The organism is Jannaschia sp. L-14R (assembly GCF_056857695.1).
The window spans coordinates 1-22,246 of record NZ_JBSXNP010000006.1; the positions used below are offsets into that span (position 1 = coordinate 1).

Here is a 22,246-nt window from a genome sequence, read left to right on the forward strand (position 1 = left end):
GTGGACAGGTTATCGAGGATGACAACGGTGCCGGGTTCGAGTTCGGGGACCGGTTGTGTTTCGATGTCAGTGTCGAATGCCGGACCGTTCATAACCCCGGCGATGACCCAGGGCGCGATCCAGGGTGCGACCCAGAGCACGGTGCAGCGATGACAGTTGCACCTGAACCCTTTCGGTTTCGGACAGCGCTGTGGCCAACTCCTTCAGCGTGATGTCCGGCTCCGCACGCACGATATCCAGGACTCCACGAGACAACCGAGGTGACGAGCCCGCTTGCCGAACCGGCCTGGCGGCCTGCCTTGCCGTCTGGAAACACCCGGCCCCCAGCCTTCCGGTCCGCTGCAACCCGCACCGCCGCCGCGGCACTGACACCGAAGACCCGGCCCGCAGTACGCGCCGGATGGCCCCGCGCGACACAGGAACAAATCCGGTGACGAAGATCCAGAGAGCAGGGCCTGCCCATGACCCACCTTCCGACGGACGTGCACCAGACAATAGCCCGTGTAGAAATCACCGACCGGTTCAAGTCAAACGCAAAGTGCTTCAGACCGAATTCCGGGCCATGATGCCGGCGCGGGCGTCGTCGGCCGATCGACTCCAGTGCTTGGCGTAGGATTGCCATAGCGGCGCATTCGGCACCGGGGCGACCGGATCGGGCGGTACAAGCGCCGCGCTTCGCCCCAGCAAAAGGGCCGCGCCGATGCTTGTTCCGGTCGCAGACCGGCTCTGCAGAACCGGACGCCCGGTGGCACAGGCCAGCATGGCCATGAACTGCGCGTTGCGCGCGAACGGCCCTTCCACGATGGTCGGGCCAAGCGCCCCGGTCAGCTGCAGGCAGGTATTGGTCATCATCGCAAGGTAGAACGACAGGGCCGCATCCCGCAGCCCCGTCCCGAGCGCAGGTTCCCCACCCTGCCAGCGCATCCGCTGATCCCGATACGGGCCGGTCGCAGGTTGGACCGCCGGAAGGAGCATTACCTTGCGGGTTAGGGCCGCCAGACTGTCTTCCTCACTGGCCGGGGCAGGCTGCCCCCCCTGGATTATCTCATATTCCCGCCCCCCCATGAACCGGGCGGAGGGCACCTTCTGTCCGCGGGCGTCAACGTTCACGAGCGTATCGCGATCCGGATCGAGATCGGGATCACCGCCCCCGACCGTCATCGCGACCACCCATGTCCCTGTGGAAACCACGGAAAATGCACCCTCCTGCGTCAGGATATGCGGATACAGAGAGGCATTGGAATCATGAATTCCGACCGCCACCGGCGTCTCGGGCGGCAACCCCGTCGCAGCCGCAACTTGTGGCAGTATCGGTCCCAGAACGTCCGTGGACCTGCGCACGGGGGCCATCTTGTCGGCAAGGCCGAGCTTGTCGACAAGGTCCGAATAGCGCCCCTCGCGCGGGCACCACAGATCGGTGTGACAGCCGATCGAAGTGACGTCGCTGGCCACGATCCCGGTCAGACGGTGGCCCCAATATTGCGGATAGGTGACGATATGGGCGGTTCGAGCCATCAGGGCCGGGTCGCGGTGAAATTGCCAATCCAGCTGTGCCCCGACATTCAGGCCCCCGGCCAGTCTGGGCGACCCGGTTCGGGCGAACGATGGTCGCAACGCGTCATACGCGACGACGCGCTCGGCCGGACCGTCATGTTCATAATCGAGGATCGGCGCGGCAAGACGACCATCGGCATCCAGCAAGGCGGCACAGGCCCCATGCGTCGTGACCGAGATGGCGTCGATGCGATGGCTCCGGTGAAATCGCCCCAGGGCCTCCAGCAGAAAGGCCCAGTGGCCGTCTACGTCGAAATGCGGCCAGGGCGGTCCCGGCAGAACGTGATTGGGCCGCGTCACGACGTCGATCTCCGTCAGCGTTGGCAGATCGACGAGCGCGAGCTTGGCGTTGGTCTTGCCGATATCGATGACGGCGATATGGCGCGGCGGCATCATGGCATGTGAAACAGACGCGGCAGCGTCACCGCGACGGGGGCGTTGTCGGGGTCTGTCTCCATGATGTCGGCCATATGCGCCCACCAGCGCTGCATCACCGGATGATCGGGCAAGTCGTCCATCCCGTGATCCGCATCCCGGATCAAAACTCCGATCAGCAGGTCGTTGGCTGCGTCGAAATGAATGCTGTAATCGCTGACCCCGGCCCCCCGCAGCAATTCCACCAAATCTGTCCAGATCGCATCGTGGCGACGGCGATACTCCTCCGCCATTCCGGGGTTCAGGCGCATGCGAAAGACGTGACGCTCGCTCATCCGCGCCTCCGGTTCGCAGCCATGGTCCAAAGGCGCGGCAGGGCGATCACCCCGATCAGCAGCAGGCCGATGAAGATCGACATCACGATCCCCGGCACATTGAGCAAGCCCAGCCCGAACGTCACCAGGCCCATAACGAAGGCCGCGATCACCACGCCCGGAATCGACCCCGATCCGCCCAGGATGTTTACGCCGCCCAGGACGACCATCGTCACCACCTCCAGCTCCATCCCGGTCGCGATGCTGGGTCGGGTCGAACCCAGTCGCGAGGTCAGGAAGACCGCGGCGGCGCCCGACATCAGACCGGTCAGCAGGAACAGGATGAACTTGACCTTCTGCACGCGGATACCACTGAACATCGCGCCCGTGGGATTGTTGCCGATGGCATAGACCGCGCGACCGAAGTTCGTTTTGTGCAGCAATACGCCAAAGGCGAGCGCGATGATCACGAAGAACAGCATCTCGACCGTGAAGACCCAGTAGATATATCCCTGTCCGAACCAGGCGAAGCTGGCCGGATAGCCCCGGAAAGCGTCGTCCCCCAGAATGATATAGCTGATGCCGCGAAACAGGCTCATCGTGCCGATGGTGACGACGATGGACGGCAGGCCCATGATCGTGACGAAGACCGCGTTGAACGCCCCGCAGAGCAGACCCACCGCCAACCCGATCACCACCAGTTCCGGCGTTCCCGCGCCGTATTGCACCGCCAGCCCCATCGCTGTGCTGGCCAGCGCGATGATCGAGGCGACGGAGAGGTCGATTTCGCCGGAAATGATCAATAGCGCCATGGCGAAGGCGATCATCGCCTTTTCGGTGAAGTTGAAAGTCGCATCGCTCAGGTTCCAGACGTTCAGGAAATAAGGCGAGGCGAAGCTGTTGACGATGAAGATGGCAATGGCCACGGCCAGCAACAGGCTTTCCCAACTGCGCAGGGTGCGTAAGGCGCGGCTGTTCAGGCGGTCCGGCACATGGCGCGTTTCGGGGCGGGCTTGCAGGGTACTGTCATTCATGTCGGGGCCACCGTGGATTTCAGGATGATGCGGCCCCTGGCCTTCCCTGCGCGCGCATTGAAGGCGACGGCAATCAGGATGGCACTGCCCGAAATGGCCAGTTGCCAGAACGGCGAGATGTCGACGACCGGCAGTGCATTCTTGACGACGCCCAGAAAGATCGCGCCCAGAACGGCGCCCCCGACCGACCCGATGCCCCCCGCGATGGAAATGCCGCCGATGACGCAGGCGGCCACGACCTCCAACTCGAACCCGCCGGCGATGTCGACATAGGCCACGGCATAGCGCGCCACCCAGAGGTAACCGGTCAGCCCGGCCAGCGCGCCCGAAATCACGAAGGCCAGGAATTGCGTTCGCCCGACGTCGATGCCCGCATAGACCGCCGCATGCGGGTTGCCGCCCACCGCGAAGATCGACCGGCCCAGCGGCGTTCGCGCCATCATCACGCCGAAGACGAGGATCGTGGCGATGGCAGCCCAGGACAGCACCGGCAGGCCCAGGAATGCGGCACGCGGAAAACCAGTGAAGGCGGCGCTCATCTCATGTGCGTTGACCCACTTCCCGTCGGAGATCAGGAAGATCGTTCCACGGAAGATCGTCATCGTGCCCAGCGTCACCACGATCGGCGGGATCGAGAGTTTCCAGACCAGCAGGCCGTTGATCGCCCCCATGACCGCGCCCAGTGCAATGGCAACGGCGATGATCACGGGGATCGGCAGCCCCGGCATGGCGACGTTGATCATCGCCACGGTCATGCCGGTCAGGGCCAGGTTGGCGGCGACCGACAGATCGATGCAGCGCGTCAGAATGACTACCATCTGCCCCAGCGCCAGGATGATCAGCGGCGCTGTGTCGTTGAACACATTGGCCAGGTTTGCGGGCGCCACGAACCCGGCGAAACGAGAGGCCACCAGCGCCAGAAGGACAAGAATTGCACCGGCAAGGATAGCTTCACGCACAGGGATCAGTCGGGATACCATAGCCTCAGGCCTCCTGCAGTGCGGGGGTGGAAATACCGGCGGCATGACGCACGAGGGTTTCAGGGCGCAGATCGTCGCCCGACAACTCGGCGGCGATGCGACCGTCGCGCATCACGATCACCCGGTCGGACATGCCGATCACCTCGGGGATCTCGGAGCTGACCATGATAACCGACAATCCCTGCGCTGCCAGTTCCGCCATGAATTCATGGACGGCCGCCTTGGAACCGATGTCGATGCCCTTGGTCGGCTCGTCCAGAATGATGACCTGCGGCTGCGTGGCCAGCCATTTGGCGATCACGACCTTCTGCTGGTTGCCGCCCGACAGGTTGCCCACATCCTGATCCAGCGAGGCGGCCCGCAGGTCCAGCCGCTCCGAATACTCGCGCGCCAGTTTGAATTCCTCGGCCAGTTGCAGGAAACCATTGCGCGAGGTGCGGCCCAGCGACGGCAGGGTGATGTTCTGAAAAATCGGCAGGCCGATGATGGCCCCCTGCTTGCCGCGGTCTTCGGGGACATAGACGATCCCGTTGGCGACCGCGTCGGCGGGCGAGCGGATCACACGGATCTTGCCGTTCATCTTGCACACGCCCTTGCTGGGTCTGGTGATCCCGAACAACGACTGCATGAATTCCGACCGGCCCGCGCCGACCAGGCCATAAAAACCAAGGATTTCGCCACGGTGCAAGCGGAAGCCGATATCCGCGAATTCGGTCGGGTGGTCATAGCCCACGACCTGAAGGACTTCTTCGGCAACGGTCGGTCTGCGGGCGGGAAAAATGTGATCGACCGCGCGACCGACCATCATCTTGACCAGCGCATCCTCGTCGATGTCGGCAATCTGACCGTCGGCCACGAAGGCCCCGTCGCGGAAGACGGTGTAGCGGTCTGCAATGCGAAAAATCTCGTCGAACTTGTGGCTGATGAACAGGATCGCCTTGCCTTGCGCCTTCAGCGTCTCGACCAACTCGTACAACTCCTCGATTTCCTTGTGCGACAGCGCTGCCGTAGGTTCGTCCATGATGACGACGCGAGCATCTACCGACAGGGCGCGGGCGATGGCGACAAGGTGCTTGTTGGCGATGCCAAGCTCGCGCAGCGGCGTGTGTGTGCCGAAGGGCGCGCCGATCTCATCCAGCAGCCGGGCGGCGGCGCGGTGCATTTCGGCCCGGTCGATCAGGCCCAGCCGGGTGCGCGGCGCGTGGCCAATGAAGATGTTCTCCGCCACCGAAAGCTCGTCGAACAGGACGGTTTCCTGATGGATCGCCGTGATCCCGGACGCGGCGGCATCGTTCGGCGTGGTTAAGTCGACCGGGTTTCCGTCGATACGGATGGTGCCACCATCGGGACGATAGATGCCGGTCAGGATCTTGACGGTCGTGGACTTGCCGGCCCCGTTTTCGCCGACCAGAGCGGTGACCTGACCCGGATAGAGATCGAGCCGCACCTGATCCAGCGCCTTGACGCCCGGAAAGATCTTGGTGATGGCGTCCATCGATACGACGGGCGATCCAGACTCGGTCATTGTGACACTCTCACATGTGGGGGTGGCCGGGGCTCGGCCCGGCGCGGAAGCATGCGCCGGACCGAAGCAAGCTCAGAAGATCGACTTGAACTCTTCGATGTTGCTGGCGTCATAGACGAAGGGGTCGGCCATCGCGCCCTCGGTATTCTCGTCCAGGGTCAGCGTGCCCATGCGGCCCATCGGGATTTCCGCGCCGGGGGCCGCTTCCACACCGTTCTGGCTCAACTCATAGGCCAGCATCGTTGCGGAATAGCCAAGGTCGATCGGGTTCCAGATCGCGAAGGATTTCGACGCGCCGCTCTCGATGGCACCTGCCATTTCGGACGGCAGGCCAAGACCGGTCACGTTGACCTGCCCCACTTTTCCGGCGTCGACCACGGCCTGCGCGGCGGCAACGATACCGACCGAGGTCGGCGCGATGATCGCGTCGAGGTCCGGATAGGACTGCATCAGGCCCGTCGCCTCGCGGTAGGACTTGTCGGCCAGATCGTCGCCATAGACGGTCGCGACCACTTCGATGCCGGGATAATCGCCCATGACCTTGTTCATCTCCTCGATCCAGGTGTTCTGGTTCGTGGACGTCGTCGTCGCCGACAGCAGCGCGACCTCACCCCCGTCGGGCAGCTGGTCGGCGGCCAGCTTGATGATCATGTTGCCGATCAGCGGGTTGGACGATGGGTTGAGGTGCAGTTGACGGCCTTCGGCGGCTACGCCGCTGTCCCAGCTGATCACCGTGATGCCGCGCTGCATTGCGCGCTTCAGCGCAGGCACAAGGGCATCGGTGTCATTCGCCGAAATCGCGATGGCATCGACGTTCTGCGCGATCAGGGCGTTGATCACCTCGATCTGGCCTTCGGCGGTGGTGTCGGTCGGGCCGGTATAGATGATCTCGACATTGCCAAGCTCGGCCGCGGCCTCCTCCGCACCCTTGGCGGCAGCCTCGAAAAAGCCGATGCCCAACGCCTTGACGACCAACGCGATGCGGACATCCTCCTGCGCGAAGGCGGGACTGGTCAGCAGCGCCGTCGCGGCGACCGCCGTCGTCAGAAATTTACGAAATACACTCATGGTTTCCTCCCTGGAGCGATGAAATTGTCAGGCTGGCAAACGCGCCACCCCGTCTTTCTGCGCCGCGCCACCGGGCACGACGATCAGCGTCACATCCGCGGACTCCAGCATTGCCGCCGTGCGGTCGTCGATGCCGTCGTCCGTGATGATGGTGTCGATCCGTTCAAGCGGGCACAGCACAAGGCTGGAGCGGTTGGCGAACTTGCTGCTGTCGACCAGCACGATCAACTCGTCGGCCTGCCCGATCAGCTTCTGTTCCGCCTGGATCAACAGCGGATCCTGTTCCATCAGGCCCAGCGGCCCGATGCCCTGCGCTCCCATGAACATGCGGCGCGCATAGAAATTGCGGGTCACGTCGTTGTCGAAGGGCGACAGGATGATGTTCTGCTCGCGGTAGATGATGCCGCCGGGCAGCATCACCGTGTTGCGTGTGTTCTTGAGCAGGTGTTCCGCAATCGGGAACGAATTGGTGAAGACCTGCATCCGGCGCGTGGCCAGCGGATGCACCATCTGAAATGTCGTCGTGCCGCCGTTGATGATGATCGCGTCACCGTCTTCGCACAACTCGACCGCAGCGGCGGCGATGGCCTGCTTTTCGGCGTTGTTCATCGTCTCGTTGACGGAAAACGGCCGCCCGGCCAGTCCGACGAAGGGCGTCGTGGTCCGCGCTTCGGCCCCGCCGCGCACCCGCCGCAGCCGTTTCTGTTCATCTAGCGTGTTGATGTCGCGCCGGATCGTCGCCTCGGATGCGCCTGTCAGGGTGCAGAGATCGACCACTGTCACCAGTGACCGGTCCTGAACGGCGGACAGGATGACGCGATGACGGTCTTTCTCGTGCATGGATGACCCCTTTTGCTGCTTTCAAAGTGAAGCGAGTCGCCATTCTCTGTCAATCATTTTTATTCACGTTCGGTCATTCTGCATTGCAGCATGACTGAATATGATCGTTTATGATTGACTTGGGCGAGCCTGCCGGTCAGCTTGGCATCGATCGAATTCCATGCCCCGGTCGCCTACGGAGACAATGATGAGCCCGCCCAAATCCGCACAACAGCTTGAAAACAAATGGGACGAATCCCGCGCGAAGGATATGAGCGAGCCCGAAAAGCTGCTCTATCGGTCCAATCTCCTGGGGTCCGACAAGAGAATCACCAACTACGGCGGCGGGAATACGTCGGCCAAGGTCCTGCAGAAAGATCCGCTGACGGGTGAAACCGTCGAGGTCCTCTGGGTCAAAGGCTCCGGGGGCGACGTCGGCTCCATTGCCATGGACGGCTTTTCGACGCTCTACATGGACAAGCTGAATGCCCTGCGCGGCCTCTATCGCGGCGTCGAATACGAAGACGAGATGGTCGCCTACCTGCCCCATTGCACCTTCAACCTGAACCCCCGCGCGGCCAGCATCGACACGCCGCTGCACGCCTATGTCCCGGCCAGGCACGTCGATCACATGCACCCCGACGCCATTATCGCCATCGCGGCGGCCAGGGACAGCAAATCCCTGACGCAACAGATTTTCGGCGACACCATCGGCTGGTTGCCGTGGAAAAAGCCGGGATACGAGCTGGGTCTGTGGCTGGCGGACTTCTGTGCCAGGAACCCGGACGCCAGGGGCGTCGTGCTGGAAAGCCACGGGTTGTTCACCTGGGCCGATGACGCGCGGGACTGCTACGACCTGACGCTGGACATCATCCAGACCGCCATGGACTGGTTCGCGGAACAGACCGCAGGCAAAGACGCCTTCGGGGGGGCCAGGCATCAAAGCCTGCCCGTCGATCAGCGTCGCGCCGCCGCGTCCCGCCTGATGCCCGCGATCCGGGGCATGGTGTCGGGTCAGCAGCATATGGTCGGGCATTTCACCGACAGCGACGCGGTGCTGGAGTTCGTGAACGCCAATGACATGGAGCGTCTGGCCGCGCTGGGCACGTCCTGCCCCGACCATTTCCTGCGCACCAAGATCCGACCGCTGGTCGTCGGGTTCGATCCGGCGAAACCGGACATCGACGCCACGTTGGCCGGACTGGCGGATGCCGTCGCCGACTACCGCGAGGGCTACAGGGCCTATTACGAACGGTGCAAACACGACGATAGCCCGGCCCTTCGCGATCCCAATGCCGTCGTCTATCTGGTGCCTGGCGTCGGCATGATCACCTTCGCGAAAGACAAGGCGACGGCGCGCATTTCCGGCGAGTTCTACGTCAATGCGATCAACGTGATGCGCGGGGCGGATGCGGTGTCCGAATATCGGGGCCTGCCCGAGCAGGAAGCCTTCGACATCGAATACTGGTTGCTGGAGGAGGCGAAGCTGCAACGGATGCCTGCCCCCAAATCCATGGCCGGGCGCGTGGCGCTGGTCACCGGCGGCGCGGGCGGTATCGGGTCGGCCACGGCGGAACGGTATCTGCGCGAAGGCGCCTGCGTCATGCTGGCCGATATCGACGAGACGGCGCTGGCCGAGACGGCGGAAAACCTGAGCGCCCGCTATTCCGCCGACGTTGTGCGCACCGTCACCATGAACGTCACCGACGAGGCGGCTGTCGTCAGTGCCTGTTCCGACATCGCGGCGGAGTTCGGCGGGGTCGACATCCTGGTGTCCAACGCGGGCATCGCCAGTTCCGCCCCGGTCGAGGAAACGACGCTGGACCTGTGGAACAGGAACATGGCGATCCTGTCGACCGGGTATTTCCTCGTCAGCCGCGAGGCGTTCAAGCTGTTCCGGGTGCAGGACATGGGCGGTGCGATCGTCTTCGTCGCGTCCAAGAACGGCCTTGCCGCCTCGCCCAATGCCTCCGCCTATTGCACGGCCAAGGCGTCGGAAATCCATCTCGCCCGCTGTCTTGCCCTCGAAGGCGCGCCGATGGGCGTACGGGTGAACGTGGTGAACCCGGATGCCGTTCTGAAAGGGTCGAAGATCTGGCAGGGCGAATGGCTGGATCAGCGCGCCGGGACCTATGGCACCGACAAGGACGGGCTGGAAGCGATGTATCGCGACCGCTCCCTGCTCAAGCGTTCGGTGCTGCCGGACGACATTGCCGAGGCGGCTTATTTCCTGGCCTCCGACCTGTCGGCCAAATCGACCGGAAACATCATCAACGTGGACGCAGGCAACGTTCAGGCCTTCACCCGATAAAGGACGCCCCCATGATCGAACCGGACATCATCGAGCAGACCAACGACAAGGCCGCCGCGTCGCTCCGGGCGGATTATGACGCTTTGGGCGAACATCTGGACCGACGCGGCATCGACATCGCGGCCGTCAAGCACAAGGTCGCTTCCTATGGCATCGCCGTGCCCAGTTGGGGTGTGGGAACCGGCGGCACCCGCTTCGCCCGTTTCCCCGGCGCGGGCGAGCCGCGCGATGTGTTCGACAAGCTGGACGACTGCGGCGTCATCCATCTACTGACTGCGGCCACACCCTCGGTTTCTCTGCATATCCCGTGGGACGCGCAACCGGCGGCCGATCTGAACAGCAAGGCCGAGGAAGTCGGACTGTCGTTCGACGCGATGAACTCCAACACCTTTCAGGATCAGCCGGATCAGGCGCACAGCTACAAGTTCGGCTCCCTCTCGCACACCGATGCCGCCACGCGGCGACAGGCCGTCGATCACAACATCGCCTGTATCGAACTGGGCCGACAGATCGGATCGAAGGCGCTGACGATCTGGGTCGGCGACGGGTCGAACTTTCCCGGCCAGACCAACTTCACCCGCCAGTTCGGGCGATATCTGGATGCCGCGACGCAGGTCTACGATGCCCTGCCCGACGACTGGACCCTGCTGTCCGAACACAAGATGTACGAGCCCGCGTTCTATTCGACCGTCGTGCAGGACTGGGGCACCAACCTTCTGATCGCTCAGCAGTTGGGCGACAAGGCGAAGTGCCTCGTCGACCTTGGCCACCATGCGCCGAACGTGAATATCGAAATGATCGTCGCGCGGCTAACGCAATTCGGCAAGCTGGGCGGATTTCACTTCAACGACAGCAAATACGGCGACGACGATCTCGATACCGGCAGCATCGACCCCTATCGACTGTTTCTTGTGTTCAACGAACTGGTCGAGGCCGAGGCCGATCCGGACTTCGACCCGATGCACATGCTGGACCAAAGCCACAACGTGACGGACCCGATCGAAAGCCTGATGATCTCCGCCACTGAAGTACAGCGCGCCTACGCGCAGGCGCTATTGGTCGATCGTGCTGCACTGGCCGGTTTTCAGGACGACAACGACGCCCTGATGGCCACGACGACGCTCAAGCGCGGCTTCCGGACGGATGTCGAACCGATCCTGGCCATGGCACGGCTCGAGGCCGGGGCCGCGATTGATCCGGTCGCGACCTATCGCGCCTCGGGCTATCGTGCGCGTGTCGCAAATGAACGCCCTGCGGTGAGCGGTGCAGGCGGGGGCATCGTCTGACATCCGCCTGACGCCCAACTCATGCTCGACGGCTGAACGACGGTCCATGGCGCGCGATTGCGGATCACGGTGGCACGCCGGACGGGTTGCGCTTCAGGCCACAACCCCGGCGCTCACTCCACCCGGCAATCCAGCGCCATGTTCACCAGTGCGATATCCCCGATTGCCGTGCCGGGGCGAACCTTGCAGCCCGTCACCTCCTGCGTGGCCTGAACGGCTGACTGGATCACCTGTGTCAGACCGGGACGCCATGCCGGATTGATGCGTGTGGCCTGCGCGGATTCCAGATTCCAGTTCACCCGAAAATCGTGCCCGCCCGCGCTGGCCGTCCCGGTGCGGTTCAACCCGTCCAGCGGATGCGCCACGTTGCAGGCCGTCAGGACAAGCGGAAATATAAGCGGAAGAAATCTGACACGCATGGCCCGACCTGACACTGCTTTGGTTAACGGTGTCTTAACGCATACGTATCATGCAGCGTATGACGCGGGTAATACGTTCGTAATACAGCGATAATACCTACGTTTTGCACCGATCTGTCCGCCCTGCGCGTCCACCTTGACGCGAGCGCGGGTTCACCGGATTGTCCCCAGAACCGAAGCCGGAGGCTTGCTGATGACCGATCCCGATACCGACCGCCACAATGCGAAGATGGCCAAGAAGAAGGCCGCGCGCGACAAAATCATGGCAACCAAGACCGACGAGAAAGGCCTGGTGATCGTCCATACCGGCAAGGGCAAGGGCAAGTCGTCGTCGGCCTTCGGCATGATCTTCCGCTGCATCGCCCACGACATGCCCTGCGCCGTCGTGCAGTTCATCAAGGGCGGCATGGGCACCGGCGAACGTGATCTTATCATTAAAAATTTCAGCGATTTGTGCGATTTTCACACGATGGGCGAAGGCTTCACCTGGGAGACGCAGGACAAGTCTCGCGACATCGAAATGGCACAAGCGGCCTGGGCCAAGGCGAAGGAACTGATTGCCGATCCGGGCAATCGCATGGTGCTGCTGGACGAGATCAATATCGCGATACGCTACGATTACGTCGACGTGGCCGAGGTGGTGGCGTTCCTGCGCGATCACAAGCCGCCGATGACCCATGTCGTGCTGACCGGGCGCAATGCGAAAGAAGAGCTGATCGAAATGGCCGATCTGGTCACCGAGATGGAGCTGGTCAAACACCCCTTCCGCTCCGGCGTGAAAGCCCAGGCCGGCGTCGAGTTCTAGATCCGAACGCTGCCTCGCCAGGGTCCAATCAAGGCTGAAACAGCATTGTTGGCAAATACTTGCGCGCTCCAGCACCCCTAACATAATGCTCAAATCTGACAGGCCAGATCCTCACGCATGACCGAACCGACGCCCCGCGTGACCCTCGACTGGCAGGTCCCGCCCCGCGACTTCTTCTTCGCGCCGGGCGTGGACGACGGCTTGTGGACCGTGGGTCCGCTGCCACAGATGTGGGACAAGCGACCCAAGGGGCGCATCGCCGCCGCCTCGGTCAGCGAATTCGCCAGGTTCGAGATGCCGATCGAAAGCCATATCGAAACACATTTCCGCCGCCGTTCCTTCAGGTCGGGCCTCGTGTTTCAGACCGTTCCCGTCGTGTTGGAGGGGCTGCGAACGGAAGGACATTATCTGGCCGTCCACGATCGCTATCTTCTGACCGGAGCGGCGGGGACACGGCTGCGCAATCGGTATCACTGGTATAACGAAGGCCTGCGTGACGCCGATGCCGAGACCGCTGAATACTTCGCCCGGCTTCAGGCCAAAGACCCCGTCCCTCCCGTCTGGGACGGCCCGACCGAGGGCCTGGATTTCGTCATCGACGCACGCAACGCCTTCAACTTCTACCACTTTTCGACTGAAACGCTGGGGCAGCTCTGCCTCGTCGACCATGATGGGTTCACAGGCCAGGTCTATATTCATTGCGACCGCCATGACGTGAAAGACTTCATCCGGGATTGGGTCGATCAGATGTTTCCGCGCCTTCTGGGGCGGGTGCATTTTCGGTCGGGCAGACACAGGTATGATCGCTGTCTGTCGACGCTGAATGCCCGGCATCTGTGGTATCAGAGCGGTCCGACCGTAATGGACGGCATCGACGCAGAGGCACCGGACACGCACTTTTGGAAAGGCCGTGATCCCGACCGCATGAGCCTGGCTGTGCTTGCCATGAACTCCTGCGATGGACTGCTCCTGCGACTGCGCAAGACGGCGCTGCACCTGATCGAGGGGGGCGAATGGGATCATTTGCCCCGACGCTTCTGGGTCGGTCGGAAATCGAACCGCGAGCGGCCGATGTGGGGCGAGGACGACCTGACCGACGCATTGGAAAACCGGGGCTTCAAGGTCATCTATTTCGAGGATTACAGCCCGCTGGAGCAGGTCGCCCTGATGGCCCGCGCCGAGGTGATGATGTCCTATCACGGGGCCGGTTTCGCCAACATGATGTTTGCCGGCCCCGACACCCATTGCATCGAAATCGGGACGTTGCAGACCTGTCTGTACCGCTGGCAGGATTTCATGCCGCATACCATCGTATCGGGCTGCCGCTATACCTCGCTGTTTGCGGATTTCAACGTCACCGATCCGGCGGAAGGCCCGGAAATCCGGTCCCGCCCGCTGAACGCCGTGCGTCTTGGGCCTGTCGGACAGGCGCGTGTGCTGGACTATGTCGATGCGATTCTGGGCGACGTGAGGATCGACGATGCCGGATGGCTGGCCCGCGTCGCGTCCTGTCTGGGCCGAACGGACGACAGGGTGGCGCTGGAGCGGTTGCTGGACGGGCATCCCAGGGCCGCGATGGCCGATCCCGACCTGATGATCCTGCGGGCGAACCTTTATCTTGCCGACGACGACGAGGCTCCGGCCCGTCTGCTTCTGGAGCGCGCATGGGAGGCGACGGGCGATCGGCCGTTTCTGCTGGAACGACTGATCCTTCTCTGTGACCGTGCCGGGGCGGATGCCCCCTGGGCCGCGCTGCACCGGGACCTGTATCCCAAGCGTGCCAATCTGCTGAACCGGAAACTGCGGCGACAGCGACGACGACGCGGCTAAGGCACATCCTCGCGATTCCACCCGGCATGCGGACACACAGCCCCGCGAACAATGCCCGCGACGGAAGGCGCATGCTCCTGCGTGTAACCCTCAGTACGATGATGGTTGGATCTGTATCCGACAAGTCACCGCCCCCCAAACCGAGGCCCGGCTCAGAACAGTCAGGCCTGCAATGAGGATTGAGCCATGCGGACCCTTGCGATGTTTGTGACTATGTCCGGCCTTGCCGTGCTGATCGGTATCGCAACATTCCAGACCTTCGGCCCGACCGACGCCGTGGAGCAACGGAACGTGCAATTCGGGCGCGGTTGAGAGGCCAGACTTTTGCCGGATATTGCCGTTTAAACTCTGCGCTTGATTATCAGGTGGATGACTATCCCGGTGGCCCCGCAAGCAGGTCCACCGGGATATGTCTTACAACGCGCTGTCGCAACGGGCGCAAACGCCGTCATGCCCGTGATGCCCAACATCTGGCAGGATCTTCCAGCACCGCTGACATTTGCCCCCCTCGGCCTGTGCGAAGCCGACGGCGACACCGGGCGTATCATCCAGCGTAAACGCATCGTCCTGCGCGGGTTCGGACGTGACGACGATGCCGCTGGTGATGCAGATGTCGTCGAAGGCCACATCCGACAGCAAAGCCGCCGTTTCCGCATCGACATGCACGATCGGCGCCGCTTCGAGCGACGCACCGATGATCTTGTCACGCCGCGCTTCTTCCAGCGCACCATTTACGACCCGGCGAACGGCACGGATGCGCGCCCATTTGGCAGCCAGCGCCTCATCGCGCCAACCCGGACGCGGCGCCGGAAAATCCTGCAGATGGACCGAAGAGCCGTCGCCCGGATGCACCTCCAGCCAGACTTCCTCCATCGTGAACGGCAGGATCGGGGCAAGCCATGTCGTCAAACGCTCGTGCAGCAGCGCCAGGACCGTGCGCGCCGACCGACGGCGCAGTGTATCGCCGTCGCAATAGAGCGCATCCTTGCGGATATCGAAATAGAATGCCGACAGATCGACTGTTGCAAACTGGAAGATGATCTGGATGACAGCCGCGAAATCATGCGCGGAATAGGCGGCCCGGACCTGATCATCAAGTTCCGAAAGGCGATGCAGGACCCAGCGCTCCAGTTCCGGCATTTCCAGCGGATCGGCGGGCGCATCGTCGGTCAGCGACCCCAGCAGGAAGCGCAGCGTGTTGCGCAGGCGACGATATCCATCCGCCACGCCCTTGAGGATTTCCGGCCCGATCCGGTGGTCGGCGGTGTAATCCACCTGCGCCACCCAAAGCCGCAGGATATCCGCGCCGTATTGTTCGACGATATCCTGTGGCGCGATGGTATTGCCGATGGACTTGGACATCTTCACGCCCTTGGCGTCCAGCGTGAAGCCGTGCGTGACGACAGACCGATAAGGTGCGCGCCCCATCGTGCCGCACGCCTGCAACATCGAGGAATGGAACCATCCGCGATGCTGATCCGTACCTTCCAGATAGACGTCGGCGATACCGTCTGCCGTACCGTCGGGCCGGTCGCGCAGAACGAAGGCGTGGGTCGAGCCGGAGTCGAACCAGACGTCCAGAATGTCGTTGACCTTCTGCCATTCGTCCGGATTGTAATCGCTGCCCAGGAAACGCTCTTTCGCGCCGGGTTTGTACCAGGCATCCGCGCCCTCTTCCTCGAAGGCCTGGATGATCCGCTGATTGACGGTCTCGTCGCGAAGCAGGAAGTCGGGGTCGTCCGCCTTGGCCCCGACGCGCGTGAAACAGGTCAGCGGCACACCCCAGGCGCGCTGCCGCGACAAGACCCAGTCGGGCCGGTTCTCGATCATCGAAAACAGGCGGTTGCGACCGTTCTTCGGCGTCCATTCGACAAGTTCGTCGATCGACGTCAAGGCACGGCTGCGCACCGTCTCGCCATAGGTGTCCTGCCCGTCGCCGACCGGCTTGTCGATGGCGGCGAACCACTGCGGTCGGTTCAGGCGGATCACCGGCGCCTTCGACCGCCACGAATGCGCGTCGGAAATCGTGATCCGGGCGCGGGCCAGCAACGCGCCGACCTCGACCAACTTGTCGATGACGGCCTTGTTCGCGCCGCCAGGCTTGCCGTTCGGCTTCAGGATCGCCTCGCCGCCGAACAACGGCAGATCGGCGCGGTAGCTGCCGTCAGCCTCGATATTGAAGGTCATCTTCAGCCCGTGCTTCAGGCCGATCTGATAGTCGTCATCGCCGTGGCTGGGCGCCGTGTGGACAAAGCCCGTGCCCGCGTCGTCGGTGACGTGATCGCCGGGGAACAGGGGCACGTCGTAGTCCCATTCGCCGTCCGCCCCCTCTGCCCCGCGCAGGGGGTGGGCGCAGATCAGCGCGGCAAGTTCATCGGTTGGCACGTCGCGCACCCGCGTCCACATGCCATCTTCCAGCCGCGCAGATGTCAGCGTGGCCCCGGCCAGCGCGTCGGCCAGCAGATAGCGGTCGCCGACATTCGCCCAGCTTTCGTCCGGCGTGCCGGTCACCTCATAGAGACCGTAGGAGATGCCGGGACCGAAGCTGATCGCGCGGTTCTGCGGCAGGGTCCAGGGCGTGGTGGTCCAGATGACCACTTCGGTTGCCATCAGGTCCGACACGTTCTCGGCATCGGAACCTTCCCGCGATGCGCCGGATCGGACCACCGGAAACTTCACCCAGACCGCATCCACCTGCCGGTCGTGATACTCGACCTCGGCCTCGGCCAGCGCGGTCTTCTCCACCGGCGACCACATCACCGGCTTCGACCCCTGATAGACCAGGCCGTTCATCAGGAACTTCTGGAACTCCGCCGCGATCACCGCCTCGGCGTGGAAATCCATCGTCAGATACGGATCGGCCCAGTTGCCGGTGATGCCCAGCCGCTTGAACTCCTCGCGCTGGATGTCGACCCAACCGGCGGCGAACTCGCGACATTCCTGACGGAACTCCACCAGATCGACGGCATCCTTGTCGCGACCCTTCTTGCGATAGGCCTCCTCGACCTTCCATTCGATCGGCAGCCCGTGACAATCCCAACCGGGCACGTATCGCGCGTCGAAACCCATCATCTGATGCGACCGGACGACCATGTCCTTCAGCGTCTTGTTCAGCGCGTGCCCGATGTGCAGGTGCCCGTTCGCATAGGGCGGTCCGTCGTGCAGGATATAGGCATCGCGGCCCTGTTTTTCACGCAGGCGGTCATAGACGCCGATCTCGGCCCAACGGGCCAGCCACTCCGGCTCGCGCTTGGGCAGGCCCGCCCGCATCGGAAAATCGGTGACCGGCAGATTCAGCGTGGATTTGTAGTCGGGGGCTTCGGCGCTCATCGGGGGCGTCCTTCGGATCGGAATTGCATCAAGGTCGGTGCGGATCGGTCAGCACCTTGGCCCGGCCGCCCCTGTCGTCAGGGCGCCGGGGGACTAATTCGCGCTGGTTTCAGAACTCGTTCCGTCATCGCGCGCGTTATAGGCATCGGCGCGGGGGAACGGCAAGCGGGCCGGGTGTCGTCAAAGACCGGATTCGCAGGCACCGGACGCCCTGGACCGGACGCTGCCGCCAGACTGGCGCGGAACAGACCCGGAGCGGTCGTTTCACACCGGACGATGACACGGTCGCGCGGGGAATCATGCCTTAACGCAAAGTTCATCATTTCGATGCAGGGTGACAGGCGGAGGAAATGCCATGTCCCTGTCCCTGCTGATCGCCTTTCTCGGCACCGCCGCTCTGGTTCTGGTGCCGCTGTGCCTGCCCCGTCCGCGTAAATCGCCCGTTCGCAAACACTGATCCGATTGCATTAAGGGGGCGGACCCTGCCCGCCACCCCGAGGTGCGTCGGAAGGCAACCCTTGCACCGGGCTCGCCGGTGCTGATGTCGTGCCCCCTGCCCAGCGATACAGCCATGCCAGCCCGCCCATCGCTGTTGCCAGTGCAATCAGCGCGCCGACCCGCAACAACCCGTCAAGGGACCAGACGTCGATCAGGAAAACCTTGAGCATCGTCACCGCCAATACCGCCGTCCCCGCGCGCCGCCACAGATCGGATCGTCTGGCCACGCCCTGATAGAACAGGGACGCACCAAGAATCAGGAGCGCAATCGTGTAGGTCGTGGTCTCCGGCTGCATTGCACCTTTCCAGATGCTCATCCGGTCGGCTCCCTGCCAGAAATGCCGGATCGTCAGCACGGCCCAGACCCCTGCCAGCACGCATCCGGTCGCAGCGGCCATCAGGGTCCATGCCCGCGACAATCGCAGATGCGCCATTCGCCACCATACCGCCAGAAGCAGAAGCGCAGGCAGCAGATAGCCGGGAATCAAGGTGTTGAGGACCGGCCAACCGGCGATGCTGTTCACCCCGGGGAAGGTGAACAACGGGTTGCCGAAGGTCAGCCCCGCAACAAGCGCCAGCCCGGCAATGCCGCCGAACGCCGCCGTCAGACCAAGACGCAGCCACGGCATCCGACCGCCCCGCGCCCAGACCTCGAACTGCGCCCAGGCCAGGATCAGCCAGATCAGCGCCGTCAGCCCGGCCCGCAGATGCCACGGGTCCGCCCCCCACTGCGCCAGCGCCCGCCACAACAGGATCGACGCGGTATATCCGATCGCCGCCAGTGCAGCCGATTCCGCCACCGCAAGGGGTTCGGGGCGATCCTTCGCGGGGTCCGCCTGCCGAAGCCACAATGCGGCAAGACCGAACCCGGCCGCAGATCCGACCATCGACAGAAGCGCAGGCAGGATCGGTGTCTCCAGATGCCACTCCAATCCCGGCACTCCCATCAGGCGCCAGAACGTGAACGGCGCGGCCAGAACCACGAACCACGACAGCAGCGGCAGGTTGAACCGCCGGTCCAGCCAAGCGGCCCCCGCAGCGATCAACGCAACCGAAGCGGTCAGCGCAGCCTCGCCCGCGACCTGCCCCAGCGCATAGGCGATCAACGTTACCGCGACCAGCGCGGCCAACGACGGGCGCAGGCGGTCTTCTCCGTCCATCGACGCCCAGAACCCCGCCGCCAAAGTCAGCCCTGCCGCCACAGCCAGCGCGTGCAACACCCAGACATAGGCCCCCATCATGCTGGGGGCGGCCCATGCCAGATGCAGGGCCAACCCCGTGGCAGGCGCAATCAGCACCGTTGCCAAGGCCCAGCCCAGCCGGTGCGTGACCGTGTCCCGAAAGCTGCGGAGCAATGCCGCAAACGACAATGCACCCCCCGCCAGCAAGGCCAGGGTGATCGCGGCGGCCCCGTCCGGCGCGGGCCATTCCGCGATGATCGCCAGCATGCCCAGCGCCGGGGCAAGCGCGGCGTCCTGCAGTCCCTCGGCCTTCTGCGCCCAAAGTGCGACCGCGACGAACAGCAGGACCTGCACGGCGATGGCGGGCCAAAGCGCCTCCGCCGCGCCCAGTACGGCAAGTGCTGCGGCAATGCTGACTGCGGCGAAGGCCAGCAGGTTCTCCAAAGGCACGCGATATCCCTTGCAGGCCGCCGTCAACACCATCGGTCCGGCGTGATCCGGTTGCAGACGCGCAATCGGAAGTGCCATCGCCGCCAGCGCCATCCCGGTGACGGCCATCAGGTGCACGGTCACAGTATCCGGGTTGCCCAGGGCCAGCAGAGTCGAGGCGCCGAGCCCGATGGCAAGTGCCAGCCCGCTGACCCATCGCCCGCGCCAGCGCCGTACCGCGTCTATGGACAGGCCCATCACCGTCAGGATCAGGAAATAGCCGTGCAAGGGGCGCAGGTCGGCCCCACGACCGCCGCCCACGACGAAGGGCGTCACTGCCCCGCCGATCAGGCCGACCGCCACCAGAAGCGGGCCGTGGAACCAGCCCAGCACGATGGCTCCCAGCGCGATCACCGACATCGCGCCCAACGCCGCGCCCTGTCCGATCAGATCATACAGATGGCGCGCGCCCAGCACCGCACCGAACAGCGTCACGACGCCCGCGCCGGACAGGACGGACGGCAGATAAGCAGTCGCCACATCCTCTCCGTCGCCAAAACGTCGCCGGATCAGTTCGCCGCCCGCAATCAACCCCGCACCGAAGATCAGCGCCGCGATAACCCGCACAGGGGGCGGCAAAAGCCCCTGTTCCGCGCCGTATTGCACCAGAAATATCCCGGCCAGCGCCAGCGACGCGGCGGCGACGGCATAGAACCAGTTCACCGACAGCCAACCGATGGCCCGGTCAACCAGATTCGGACCGGATCGGATGGGACGCGGCGGATTGGCAGGCGAGGTCTGACTTATGAAGACCGGTGCGTCTGTGTCGTTCGGACCGGTGTCGGGCAACGGGATGACAGGCAACGGATCGTCCGTTTGCCCCGCCGCAGGTCCCCATGGCGCTGCCTTTTCGACCGGTTTGGTTTCTGTCGCAGGCTGTGACGCAAAGGGGGCCGGCACGTCGTCGGGTGCGCGGGATACACCGCCGCGCATCTGTGCAATCTCCTGCTCGGCCGCGTGCAGACGACGCCCCAGGCCGAATACCCGGACCGTCAGGGCGATAATGGCAAGCGGCACCCCGACAACAAGCGCGATTGCCATAAAAACAAGCAAGGTTTCCATCATGTGTCCCGTCTGCCCGGTTTTGACGGGCAGCCTAGATCACGCGATGGGCAAGCGGGCAGTGAAACCGGCCAGCCGCGTCACAGACAAGGCGATAGTGGCGCAGAGGCCTCAGCCCGCCGCTGTCCGGTCGTTCATCCGCTGCTTCGTCATACGCCCCCTACCCCAGTACAGCATGGCAGAACCTTCCCCACCGAACCCGAAACCCGCCTGAGCGATCCGTGGGAACGTCATCCTCCAAACATCAACCTGTGGCGTCCTTCTGCCCGAACAATCCGGTCAGGGCGCGCCCGATCACATCGGTAATCCGGGGCGGACGTTCGTGGACGAAGGGCAGCGGGCGGCAGACCTCCATCGCGGCCAGACCGACGCGCGCCGTCAGCGCCCCGTTCACGATGCCTTCGCCGAAGCGGCGCGACAGCTTGGACAATACGCCACCGCCTGCGACCGACTGGATCATGTCGTCGCCCACCGCCACCGCGCCCGTCGCCGCAAGATGCGTCAGCACCGTGCGGGCCAGACGCCAGGACCCCAGTGTCCCGCCCCGTCCGCCATAGATCAGCGCGATGCGGCGGATCATCCGCAGGTTCGACGTCAAGGCGGCCACCACATCGGCCAGCGCCAGCGGCACGATCGCCGTGACCATCGCGACCTGCCGGGCCGCCGCTTCGACCTCACGGGTGGCGGCGGCGTCCAGCGGGCCCAGCAGGCTGCGTTCGGTCAGGGCAAGCATCGCATCCGCGTCGAAGACATCGCCGGTGCGCGCGGCCAGATCCTCGCGGCCCCAGCGCGTATCGGGACGACCCGCATAAAACGCGCCCAGCCGTTCCGATAGTCTGCGTGCGCTCGTCAGATCGGTGACGGCAGCGGCGTCACGATGAAATCCGTCGATGCGCTTCAGCCGCGACAAGGCCACCAGTTCACGCAATGCAATGGCAAGGCAGACCGCAACGAAGGCCCCGACCAGCGCCAGCGCGACCCAGCCCAGAACCGGGTTCGACGCAATCAGGCCGGTCACGAAATTCCACGCGGCCAGCGACATCGCAAACGTCAGCAGTGCGCCCAGCGTAGCGAAAAACCATCGTGCCAGACCGCTTTGCCGCCGCGTCGCCAGGATCGCCAGCGTCTGCATTGCACGTCCCGAGGCGGGCGGCGCACCGTCGTCGTCGGGCACCGGCGGGGCCGAGGCGGGGTCCAATCCGGTGGCGGTCGTGGCCAGCCGCACCGCTCCGGCGCGCGTTTCCTCGGCGGGCCGCGCTTCATCCTCGATATCGAACAGAACGGCGCGGCGCGGCGGGTTTCGGTCACTCATGGATCAGCCCTCGTTGTCGGTCGAAACCTATGATCGCCCACTTGATTTGCAATG

The 22,246-nt window shown here is 63.9% G+C and carries 15 protein-coding genes; 4 read left to right on the plus strand and 11 right to left on the minus strand.

Annotated features, from left to right (window positions below; translation table 11 throughout):
- Positions 1 to 543 precede the first annotated feature (543 nt).
- From AC13C2_RS00820 to AC13C2_RS00850, 7 genes are all read right to left on the minus strand, one after another.
- On the minus strand, positions 544 to 1,950 hold the full coding sequence (locus AC13C2_RS00820) for an FGGY-family carbohydrate kinase (protein WP_482885639.1): 1,407 nt from the start codon (positions 1,948 to 1,950) through the stop codon (positions 544 to 546).
- Positions 1,947 to 2,264 carry an L-rhamnose mutarotase gene (locus AC13C2_RS00825; protein WP_092758587.1) on the minus strand — a complete coding sequence of 106 codons (318 nt, stop codon included), beginning with the start codon at positions 2,262 to 2,264 and terminating at the stop codon, positions 1,947 to 1,949. The genes AC13C2_RS00820 and AC13C2_RS00825 overlap by 4 nt, the downstream gene beginning before the upstream one ends.
- The gene (locus AC13C2_RS00830; RefSeq protein ID WP_482885640.1) at positions 2,261 to 3,277 is read right to left on the minus strand and encodes an ABC transporter permease; all 1,017 of its coding nucleotides are present in this window, start codon (positions 3,275 to 3,277) and stop codon (positions 2,261 to 2,263) included. The genes AC13C2_RS00825 and AC13C2_RS00830 overlap by 4 nt, the downstream gene beginning before the upstream one ends.
- Positions 3,274 to 4,257, minus strand: coding sequence for an ABC transporter permease (locus tag AC13C2_RS00835; protein WP_092758591.1), 984 nt, complete (start codon positions 4,255 to 4,257; stop codon positions 3,274 to 3,276). Before AC13C2_RS00835 ends, AC13C2_RS00830 begins: the two co-directional genes overlap by 4 nt.
- A 4-nt stretch (positions 4,258 to 4,261) precedes the next feature.
- Positions 4,262 to 5,782: a sugar ABC transporter ATP-binding protein gene (locus tag AC13C2_RS00840; protein WP_482885641.1), complete on the minus strand. Its 1,521-nt coding sequence runs from the start codon at positions 5,780 to 5,782 to the stop codon at positions 4,262 to 4,264.
- 72 nt (positions 5,783 to 5,854) lie between these two features.
- The gene (gene rhaS / locus AC13C2_RS00845) at positions 5,855 to 6,850 is read right to left on the minus strand and encodes a rhamnose ABC transporter substrate-binding protein (protein ID WP_092758593.1); all 996 of its coding nucleotides are present in this window, start codon (positions 6,848 to 6,850) and stop codon (positions 5,855 to 5,857) included.
- 27 nt (positions 6,851 to 6,877) lie between these two features.
- Positions 6,878 to 7,690: a DeoR/GlpR family DNA-binding transcription regulator gene (locus AC13C2_RS00850; protein WP_092758594.1), complete on the minus strand. Its 813-nt coding sequence runs from the start codon at positions 7,688 to 7,690 to the stop codon at positions 6,878 to 6,880.
- Positions 7,691 to 7,877: 187 nt separating this feature from the next.
- Between AC13C2_RS00850 and AC13C2_RS00855 the strand changes: the two genes are divergently transcribed.
- Together AC13C2_RS00855 and rhaI are read left to right on the plus strand one after the other, a co-directional pair.
- On the plus strand, positions 7,878 to 9,980 hold the full coding sequence (locus AC13C2_RS00855; protein WP_482885642.1) for a bifunctional rhamnulose-1-phosphate aldolase/short-chain dehydrogenase: 2,103 nt from the start codon (positions 7,878 to 7,880) through the stop codon (positions 9,978 to 9,980).
- 11 nt (positions 9,981 to 9,991) lie between these two features.
- Entirely contained in the window at positions 9,992 to 11,266 is a 1,275-nt protein-coding gene (rhaI, locus tag AC13C2_RS00860) for an L-rhamnose catabolism isomerase (RefSeq protein WP_482885643.1), read from the plus strand.
- Positions 11,267 to 11,379: 113 nt separating this feature from the next.
- Here the strand turns inward: rhaI and AC13C2_RS00865 are convergent, their stop codons facing one another.
- Entirely contained in the window at positions 11,380 to 11,685 is a 306-nt protein-coding gene (locus AC13C2_RS00865; protein WP_482885644.1) for a hypothetical protein, read from the minus strand.
- A 193-nt stretch (positions 11,686 to 11,878) separates the two neighbouring features.
- Here AC13C2_RS00865 and cobO point away from each other — a divergent pair, with 193 nt between their 5' ends.
- Entirely contained in the window at positions 11,879 to 12,490 is a 612-nt protein-coding gene (gene cobO / locus AC13C2_RS00870; protein ID WP_482885645.1) for a cob(I)yrinic acid a,c-diamide adenosyltransferase, read from the plus strand.
- Positions 12,491 to 12,607: 117 nt separating this feature from the next.
- A complete protein-coding gene (locus tag AC13C2_RS00875) occupies positions 12,608 to 14,320 on the plus strand; it encodes a glycosyltransferase family 61 protein (RefSeq protein WP_482885646.1) in 1,713 nt (570 codons plus the stop codon).
- A 414-nt stretch (positions 14,321 to 14,734) separates the two neighbouring features.
- On the opposite strand, the gene ileS is transcribed toward AC13C2_RS00875, so the two are convergent.
- The 3 genes from ileS to AC13C2_RS00890 form a co-directional block, all read right to left on the minus strand.
- Positions 14,735 to 17,650, minus strand: coding sequence for an isoleucine--tRNA ligase (ileS, locus tag AC13C2_RS00880; protein ID WP_482885647.1), 2,916 nt, complete (start codon positions 17,648 to 17,650; stop codon positions 14,735 to 14,737).
- Between the two features lie 467 nt (positions 17,651 to 18,117).
- Positions 18,118 to 20,883, minus strand: coding sequence for a DUF2339 domain-containing protein (locus tag AC13C2_RS00885; protein WP_482885648.1), 2,766 nt, complete (start codon positions 20,881 to 20,883; stop codon positions 18,118 to 18,120).
- 241 nt (positions 20,884 to 21,124) lie between these two features.
- Complete coding sequence (locus AC13C2_RS00890; protein WP_482885649.1) at positions 21,125 to 22,192, minus strand: YcjF family protein; 1,068 nt, start codon at positions 22,190 to 22,192, stop codon at positions 21,125 to 21,127.
- Between the last annotated feature and the right edge of the window lie 54 nt (positions 22,193 to 22,246).

What these genes read in the sequence shown, in the direction of transcription:
- AC13C2_RS00865 (WP_482885644.1), bottom strand. Translation starts at nt 11,685, where the DNA reads ATGCGTGTCAGATTTCTTCCGCTTATATTTCCGCTTGTCCTGACGGCC.
- cobO (WP_482885645.1), top strand. Translation starts at nt 11,879, where the DNA reads ATGACCGATCCCGATACCGACCGCCACAATGCGAAGATGGCCAAGAAG.
- AC13C2_RS00825 (WP_092758587.1), bottom strand. Translation starts at nt 2,264, where the DNA reads ATGAGCGAGCGTCACGTCTTTCGCATGCGCCTGAACCCCGGAATGGCG.
- ileS (WP_482885647.1), bottom strand. Translation starts at nt 17,650, where the DNA reads ATGAGCGCCGAAGCCCCCGACTACAAATCCACGCTGAATCTGCCGGTC.
- AC13C2_RS00885 (WP_482885648.1), bottom strand. Translation starts at nt 20,883, where the DNA reads ATGATGGAAACCTTGCTTGTTTTTATGGCAATCGCGCTTGTTGTCGGG.
- AC13C2_RS00835 (WP_092758591.1), bottom strand. Translation starts at nt 4,257, where the DNA reads ATGGTATCCCGACTGATCCCTGTGCGTGAAGCTATCCTTGCCGGTGCA.
- AC13C2_RS00840 (WP_482885641.1), bottom strand. Translation starts at nt 5,782, where the DNA reads ATGACCGAGTCTGGATCGCCCGTCGTATCGATGGACGCCATCACCAAG.
- rhaI (WP_482885643.1), top strand. Translation starts at nt 9,992, where the DNA reads ATGATCGAACCGGACATCATCGAGCAGACCAACGACAAGGCCGCCGCG.
- AC13C2_RS00855 (WP_482885642.1), top strand. Translation starts at nt 7,878, where the DNA reads ATGAGCCCGCCCAAATCCGCACAACAGCTTGAAAACAAATGGGACGAA.
- AC13C2_RS00850 (WP_092758594.1), bottom strand. Translation starts at nt 7,690, where the DNA reads ATGCACGAGAAAGACCGTCATCGCGTCATCCTGTCCGCCGTTCAGGAC.
- AC13C2_RS00875 (WP_482885646.1), top strand. Translation starts at nt 12,608, where the DNA reads ATGACCGAACCGACGCCCCGCGTGACCCTCGACTGGCAGGTCCCGCCC.
- AC13C2_RS00820 (WP_482885639.1), bottom strand. Translation starts at nt 1,950, where the DNA reads ATGATGCCGCCGCGCCATATCGCCGTCATCGATATCGGCAAGACCAAC.
- AC13C2_RS00830 (WP_482885640.1), bottom strand. Translation starts at nt 3,277, where the DNA reads ATGAATGACAGTACCCTGCAAGCCCGCCCCGAAACGCGCCATGTGCCG.
- rhaS (WP_092758593.1), bottom strand. Translation starts at nt 6,850, where the DNA reads ATGAGTGTATTTCGTAAATTTCTGACGACGGCGGTCGCCGCGACGGCG.
- AC13C2_RS00890 (WP_482885649.1), bottom strand. Translation starts at nt 22,192, where the DNA reads ATGAGTGACCGAAACCCGCCGCGCCGCGCCGTTCTGTTCGATATCGAG.